The sequence below is a fragment of the Stutzerimonas azotifigens DSM 17556 genome, from assembly GCF_000425625.1.
GTDB classification, from domain to species: Bacteria; Pseudomonadota; Gammaproteobacteria; order Pseudomonadales; family Pseudomonadaceae; genus Stutzerimonas; species Stutzerimonas azotifigens.
Genome location: NZ_KE384410.1, coordinates 41,234 through 48,002, shown reverse-complemented (window position 1 = coordinate 48,002; position 6,769 = coordinate 41,234). Strand labels below are relative to the sequence as shown.

7 protein-coding genes are annotated in these 6,769 nt (G+C 66.7%); 3 read left to right on the top strand and 4 right to left on the bottom strand.

Translation table 11 applies throughout. The features are described from left to right. Nucleotides 1-182 precede the first annotated feature (182 nt). The 3 genes from zapE to H610_RS0113575 form a co-directional block, all read right to left on the bottom strand. On the bottom strand, nucleotides 183-1,277 hold the full coding sequence (gene zapE / locus H610_RS0113585) for a cell division protein ZapE (RefSeq protein ID WP_028240175.1): 1,095 nt from the start codon (nucleotides 1,275-1,277) through the stop codon (nucleotides 183-185). A 133-nt stretch (nucleotides 1,278-1,410) separates the two neighbouring features. Continuing rightward, nucleotides 1,411-2,775, bottom strand: coding sequence for a tryptophan--tRNA ligase (locus H610_RS0113580; RefSeq protein WP_028240174.1), 1,365 nt, complete (start codon nucleotides 2,773-2,775; stop codon nucleotides 1,411-1,413). Between the two features lie 28 nt (nucleotides 2,776-2,803). Further along, nucleotides 2,804-3,430, bottom strand: coding sequence for an alpha/beta hydrolase (locus H610_RS0113575; RefSeq protein ID WP_028240173.1), 627 nt, complete (start codon nucleotides 3,428-3,430; stop codon nucleotides 2,804-2,806). A 236-nt stretch (nucleotides 3,431-3,666) separates the two neighbouring features. On the opposite strand from H610_RS0113575, the gene H610_RS0113570 reads away from it, so the two are divergent. Beyond that, a complete protein-coding gene (locus H610_RS0113570) occupies nucleotides 3,667-4,095 on the top strand; it encodes a YhcB family protein (protein ID WP_028240172.1) in 429 nt (142 codons plus the stop codon). A 46-nt stretch (nucleotides 4,096-4,141) separates the two neighbouring features. Here H610_RS0113570 and nadC read toward each other — a convergent pair whose 3' ends face one another. After that, a complete protein-coding gene (gene nadC, locus H610_RS0113565; protein WP_028240171.1) occupies nucleotides 4,142-4,990 on the bottom strand; it encodes a carboxylating nicotinate-nucleotide diphosphorylase in 849 nt (282 codons plus the stop codon). A 276-nt stretch (nucleotides 4,991-5,266) separates the two neighbouring features. Between nadC and H610_RS0113560 the strand changes: the two genes are divergently transcribed. Both H610_RS0113560 and H610_RS25495 read left to right on the top strand, forming a co-directional pair. After that, entirely contained in the window at nucleotides 5,267-6,466 is a 1,200-nt protein-coding gene (locus H610_RS0113560) for a tyrosine-type recombinase/integrase (protein ID WP_028240170.1), read from the top strand. Continuing rightward, nucleotides 6,463-6,762: a hypothetical protein gene (locus H610_RS25495; protein WP_033045758.1), complete on the top strand. Its 300-nt coding sequence runs from the start codon at nucleotides 6,463-6,465 to the stop codon at nucleotides 6,760-6,762. The genes H610_RS0113560 and H610_RS25495 overlap by 4 nt, the downstream gene beginning before the upstream one ends. Nucleotides 6,763-6,769: the final 7 nt, after the last annotated feature.

The window sequence follows — 6,769 nt, the reverse complement described above, 5'->3', positions numbered from 1 at the left end:
AGATGATGGCCCAGCGGCAGGCTTTTGTAGGAGCCAGCTTGCTGGCGAATTGGTGCATGGCGGGCCCATCGCCTCACCGCTCGCCGTTCGCGAGCAAGCTCGCTCCTACAACCGAACACCCAAGGCCGGGACGGCCACGTTATTCCGTCCAGCCTCCAGCGCTCTTTATCGTCTTTTCCGCTTTAAGGCTTGTGCGGCCGCGCCAGGTATTCGTGCGACTGCATTTCCAGCAGGCGGCTGAGCGTGCGCTGGAATTCGAACTCCAGGCGGCCGCCGGAATACAGGTCCTTGAGCTCGACCTCGGCGGAGATGATCAGCTTGACGTTGCGGTCGTAGAACTCGTCGACCAGGTTGATGAAGCGCCGCGCCATGTCGTCCTTGGCCACGCCCATCTGCTCGACGTTGGCCAGCAGCACCGCGCCGAAGATCTTGCCCAGCTCGATGTAGTCGTTCTGGCTGCGCGGCCCATCGCAGAGTTCGCGGAACTCGAACCAGGCGACGTCGTTGCAGACCTTGCGCGCATGGATCTCGCGGTTCTCGATCATCAGCACTTCGTCGAGCTGGCACTTGCTGTTTTCCGGCAGCAGGCTCTTGAAGCTGCGCTCCAGGCTCTGCTCGGCTTCCTCGCCGAGCGGGAAGTGGAACAGCTCGGCCTGCTCCAGGGCGCGCAGGCGGTAGTCGATCCCGCTGTCGACGTTGACGATCTCGGTGTGTTCCTTGAGCAGGGCGATCGCCGGCAGGAAGCGGGCACGCTGCAGGCCGTCCTTGTACAGGCCGTCGGGCACGATGTTGGAGGTCGCCACCAGCGTCACGCCATTGTCGAACAGTTCCTGCAGCAAGGTGGCGAGGATCATGGCGTCGGTGATGTCGGAGACGAAGAACTCGTCGAAGCAGATCACCCGGGCCTCGTCGGCGAAGCGCTTGCCGATGATGGTCAGCGGGTTCTTCTCGCCCTTGAGGGTCTTCATTTCCTCGTGCACCCGCTTCATGAAGCGGTGGAAGTGAGTGCGCATCTTCCGCTCGAACGGCAGGGCGTCGAAGAAGGTGTCGACCAGGTAGGTCTTGCCGCGGCCGACGCCGCCCCAGAAGTAGATGCCCTTGATCGGCCCCTGCTTCTTCTTGCCGAACAGCTTGCCGAGCAGGCCGCCCTTGCCGCGGTCGTCCGCGACCAGGTCGTCGTACAGGCGCTGCAGGTGGCGTACCGCGTTTTCCTGCGCCGGGTCGTGGAAGAAGTCAGGACGTTTCAGGTCTGCCTGATAGCGCTCGAGGGGAGTCATCGCGGAGTCGGGGTAGTGAAGCGGGGCCGCCACTTTAGCCGCGGCCTCGGCACTTGGCAATTTAGTCAGGTCGTTCAAGGGAGCCCTCGCATGATGTGTCGAAAAGTGGCCCGAGGGCGTGCACAGGCGCCCGTCAGTCGGCGGCGGCCAGGCTCGCCACGGCATCGCGCAGCCGCAGCATCGCCGCGTCCAGCGCCTCGCCGTCGGCGTGCGCCGGGCTGTCGCCGATGCACTCGCCGTCCAGCCACAGGCTGAATCGGTTTCCTTCGTCCTCGCGAAGCTCCAGGGCGTCGGCACCGCTCGCCAGCAGCCGCTGGGTGACGGCGCCGACCGCCTTGGGATCGGCGAACGGACGCGACAGCAGCAGTTCCTCACCATCGGCGGCGAGGAAGCGGAAGCGGAAACTGCCGTCCTGCTCGCGGAAGCTGACGAAGCGCGGCGTCTTGCCCGCCTTCTTCTTCGCCGGCGCGGCCGCGCGGGTCTCGCTGCGGAAACTGCGCAGGCCCACCGCCTCGCGCAGCTCGCCGAGGAAGGGGGTGGCGATCCCGCGGGCCCTGGCGGCGCCGGCCAGGAGGATGTCCTCCAGCTCGGACGGCCGCGCCATCAGCGCGTGGTAGCGCTCGCGCGCCTCGCCCAGCTCGTTGTCGAGCAGCGTGAACAGGCGCTCCTTGGCCTCGCCCCAGGCCAGCCCATCGAGCAGCGCGGCGCGGAACTCGGCCAGCTGCGTCGGCGTGGCGAAGGCCTGGTAGAGGGTGTAGAGGTGCGCGCTGTCCGGGTCCTTCGGCTCGCCCGGCAGGCGCGAGTCGGTGACGATGCGGGCGATCGCCGCCTTCAGTTCCCTGGCGCTGGCGAACAGCGGGATGGTGTTGTCGTAGCTTTTGGACATCTTGCGTCCGTCGAGGCCGGGCAGCGTCGCCACCTCTTCCTCGATCACCGCCTCGGGCAGGGTGAAGAACTCGCGGCCCCGGCCGAACAGGTGGTTGAAGCGCTGGGCGATGTCGCGCGCCATCTCCACGTGCTGGATCTGGTCGCGGCCGACCGGCACCTTGTGGGCGTTGAACATGAGGATGTCGGCGGCCATCAGCACCGGGTAGCTGTACAGGCCCATGGTGACGCCGGCATCCGGGTCCTCCCCGGCCTCGACGTTCTTGTCCACCGAGGCCTTGTAGGCGTGCGCGCGGTTGAGCAGGCCCTTGGCCGTCACGCAGGTCAGCAGCCAGCACAGCTCGGGGATCTCGGGGATGTCGGACTGGCGGTAGAAGGTCGCCTTGTCGGTATTCAGCCCGCAGGCCAGCCAGGTGGCGGCGATCTCCAGGCGCGAGCGCTGGATGCGCAGCGGGTCGTCGCACTTGATCAGCGCGTGGTAGTCGGCGAGGAAGTAGTAGGAGTCGGTCGCCGCGTCGCAGCTGGCGGCGATCGCCGGGCGGATCGCGCCGGCATAGTTGCCCAGGTGCGGCGTGCCGGTGGTGGTGATGCCGGTAAGGATACGAGTGGTCATGTGGGGCTCTTGCGTCTTTGGCGGCGGGTCACAGGCGAGGCAGCACCAGCTCCTTCAGCTCGACCAGCTTGCCGTGAAAAAAGTGGCCGCATTCTGCCACTTTCAGCAACTCGTGGGGGCGCTGCAGGGCCGCCGAGAAGGCATAGACCGTCTGCGGATCGACCACTTCGTCGGCCTCCGGCTGGATGATGGTCAGCGTGCCCCTTTCCGGGAACGGCTTGTCGGCCAGGCGGTGCACCGCCGGGGCCACCATGAACAGGCGCTCGACCGACTCGCCCGCGGCCTCCAGGCGGGCGGCCAGGCTTGCCGCGACGAAACCGCCGAAGGAAAAGCCCATCAAGGTGAGCGGACGGTCGGGGTATTGCGTCCTGAACCAGCGCAGTGCGGCTGCGGCGTCGTCGATCTCGCCCTCGCCCATGTCGTGGCTGCCGGCGCTGGCGCCGACGCCCCGGTAGTTGAAGCGCAGGGTGGCGTAGCCGGCATCGCGCGCGGTGCGCTGCAGGGTCGAGACGACCTTGTTCAGCATGGTGCCGCCCTGCACCGGGTTGGGATGACAGAGCAGCGCGATGCGCGCCGCCTCGGGCTCGGCATAGTGCAGGGCCTCCAGCGCACCGCTGGGGCCTTCGATGACCAGGGATTCTTCGCGTTTGAGCAAGGTGGGAACTCCGTGACCCGCGCCGGGGTCGACTCGTCTTCTCCGGGGGCTGTCACCGACCGGAGCCTTTTGCGGCGGTGTACAGCGCCGGAACGAGACGTTAACGTAACAGGCCATCGAAACACCACCGTGCCGGCAGGCGAAACCGGCCCGGACGCTGCTGTGAGATGGCCGCCCGCACCGCATGCCGTCGGCTTCGACCGCTGCACGCACAGCCGTTTACAGAGGAAGGACTCGTGGAACAGACCCTCGCGACCTGGTTGCTCCCGATCGTCGGCCTGATCGCCGGCATCGCCATCGGCTACCTGATAGCCCGCAACACGGCCCCCAGCCGCACCCAGCGCCAGGTCGACGACCTGCAGGAGCGCTTCGACACCTACCAGAGCGAAGTGATCACCCACTTCAACACCACCGCGAGCCTGCTGCGCAAGCTAACCAACAGCTACCAGGACATGCAGGAGCACCTGTCCGAGGGCGCCAACCGCCTCGCGCTCGACGAGCAGACCCGCCAGCGCCTGCTCGCCGCCCTGCACAACGAGGACGCGGCCACACGTGAACGGCTCAGCGCACCGGCCTTCACCGAAGCGCCGAAGGACTACGCGCCGAAATCCGCCGACGCGCCCGGCACGCTGCACGAGAACTTCGGCCTGAAGAGCCGCCTCTGACCCCTCGGGTGCCGGCGTCCGCCGGCACCGTCTTACCACCCCGCCCCTACTGACGCAGCCGCATCGACAGGTCCACCGCCCGGACGTGCTTGGTCAGCGCTCCGATGGAGATGTAATCCACCCCGGTCTCGGCGATCTGCCGCAGGGTGACTTCGTCGATCCCGCCGGACGCTTCCAGCTTCGCCCGGCCGGCGCTGAGCGACACGGCCGTGCGCATGTCCGCTAGGCTCAGTTCGTCGAGCATGACGATGTCGGCGCCGGCATCCAGCGCCTGGCGCAGTTCATCGAGATCCTCGACCTCCACCTCGACCGGCTTGCCCGGTGCGATCCGCCGCGCCGCCCGCACCGCCTCGGCGATGCCGCCGCAGGCGGCGATGTGGTTCTCCTTGATCAGGAAGGCGTCGTAGAGGCCGATCCGGTGGTTGTGGCAGCCGCCGCATGTCACCGCGTACTTCTGCGCCAGGCGCAGGCCCGGCAAGGTCTTGCGGGTGTCGAGCAGGCGCACGCCCGTGCCTTCGACCAGGTCGGCGTAGTACCGGCAGCGGGTGGCCACGCCGGAAAGCAGCTGCAGGAAATTCAGCGCCGTGCGCTCCCCGGTCAGCAGGGCGCGCGCCGGTCCCTCGAGATGGAACAGCACCTGGTCGGCGCGGACCCGGTCGCCGTCGACCACCTGCCAGTGCACGGCCACGCGCGGATCGAGCTGGCGGAACACCGCATCCACCCAGGCCGTACCGCTGACCACGGCCTCCTCCCGGGTGATCACCGAGGCATGCGCCAGGCGCTCGGCTGGAATCAGCTGCGCGGTGATGTCGCCGGTGCCGACATCCTCGGCGAGGGCGCGGCGGACGCTGGCGTCGATTTCCGCGGTGAGATCCGCGAGGACGAGGTTTGGCATCTAGGCTACTCCTTAAGGTGCGCGGAATTATAAGGAGACCACCGGCCACTCGCAGCATTCGCTTAACGGCTAGGCTCAACCCGGCCCCGGAACTTTTTTGTTTGACGATGACTCCAGCCCGGTACTTCGCTGGACTGCGCCGTAGCTCGATGAAGCAGGTTTATCAAGGACTTACGCGCGTCCATCATATGCCGGTGCTTTCTGAAACTTGACCCGGTTTTCCCTCGCGCCGCTCCTATCTGGCTCTTGGAATTCGGGTCGTTCCAAGGAGTCATCATGGCGAAGATCAAGCTCACCAAGACCGCCGTAGAGTCGGCGCAACCCCAGGCCAAGGACATCGAACTACGGGATACCGTGGTGCCGGGTTTCCTCTGCAAGATTACCCCGAAGGGCCGTCGGGTGTTCATGCTCCAGTACCGCACGAACTCCGGGCAGCCCCGCAAGCCCTCGCTGGGCCTGTTCGGGGAACTGACCGTGGAGCAGGCCCGCGTCATGGCGCAGGACTGGCTGGCCGAGGTTCGCCGAGGCGGCGACCCCGGCGGCGCCAAGGCCGAGGCGCGCAAGGCGCCCACGGTCGAAGCGCTGTGCAAGAAGTTCATGGAGGACTACTCCAAGAAGCGCAACAAGCCGAGCACGCAGCGCGGCTATCAGGCCGTCATCGACCGCTGCATCGTCCCGCTGATCGGCCGCAAGAAGGTGCAGGACGTGAAGCGGCCCGACATTGCCGGGCTGATGGAGAAACTGGCCTACAAGCCCGCCGAGGCGAACAACGCCTTCGGCGTGCTGCGCAAGATGTTCAACCTGGCCGAAGTGTGGGGCTACCGCCCGGACGGCACGAACCCGTGCCGCCACGTCCCGATGTACCCGCCCGGCGAGGAAACCCGGCTCATCGTGGACGACGAACTGGCGCTGATCTTCCGCCAGTTGGAGAAGCTGGAGGCGGAAGGACTGGAGAACTACGTCATCCCGCTGGCGATTCGCCTGCAATTCGAGTTCGCCGGCCGCCGCTCCGAAATCTGCATGCTTGAATGGGATTGGGTCGATCTGGAGAACCGGCGCGTGGTCTGGCCCGACAGCAAGACCGGCGGCCTCTCCAAGCCCATGAGCGCGGAAGCCTATCGACTGTTCTCGACGGCACCGCGCCGAGAAGGTTGCCCCTACGTCCTGCCTTCGCCCAACGACCCGACCAAGCACCTGACCTTTGGCGAGCACTATGGCGGATGGTGCCGGGTGCTCAAGGCAGCCGGCGTCCCACACGTCGGCACGCACGGCATCCGCCACCGCTCCACGACCGACATTGCCAATTCGGGAGTGCCGACCAAGGTAGGCATGAAGCTGACGGGCCACAAGACCGTGGCGATGTTCATGCACTACGTCCACACCGAGGACAAGCCGGTGCGGGATGCTGCCGAACTGGTGGCGAGTCGGCGGCAGGCCATCACGGGCGCGCGGCGCCCTGCGGAGGCCACGGCATGAGCAAGAGGACGCTTTCGGTGGCGCCCCCCGCTGCCTTGGCGGCCGACTATCCCCGTTCCGCAATTTCCGAGACAGTGTCTGGGAAATTCGGCCTCGCCGAGCTGGCCAAGGTCTTCACGCTGCCGTGGTCGGCCTATGCGCTGCTGATTTCGGTCAAGGATGCCCGCGGATCGGTGGCCGGCATCCCGTCCAGTCGGCTCCGATTGTCGTGCCGGCGTCACGACAATCGGGCGGGCCATCCCTTCTATCTAGGTGCTACACCGGAGACTGGAAAAGTATGCCCGTTTCGGGTATAGTTTGGAG

Coding starts and splice junctions, on each gene's coding strand:
- H610_RS0113560 (WP_028240170.1), top strand. CDS start 5,267: ATGGCGAAGATCAAGCTCACCAAGACCGCCGTAGAGTCGGCGCAACCC.
- H610_RS0113580 (WP_028240174.1), bottom strand. CDS start 2,775: ATGACCACTCGTATCCTTACCGGCATCACCACCACCGGCACGCCGCAC.
- zapE (WP_028240175.1), bottom strand. CDS start 1,277: ATGACTCCCCTCGAGCGCTATCAGGCAGACCTGAAACGTCCTGACTTC.
- nadC (WP_028240171.1), bottom strand. CDS start 4,990: ATGCCAAACCTCGTCCTCGCGGATCTCACCGCGGAAATCGACGCCAGC.
- H610_RS25495 (WP_033045758.1), top strand. CDS start 6,463: ATGAGCAAGAGGACGCTTTCGGTGGCGCCCCCCGCTGCCTTGGCGGCC.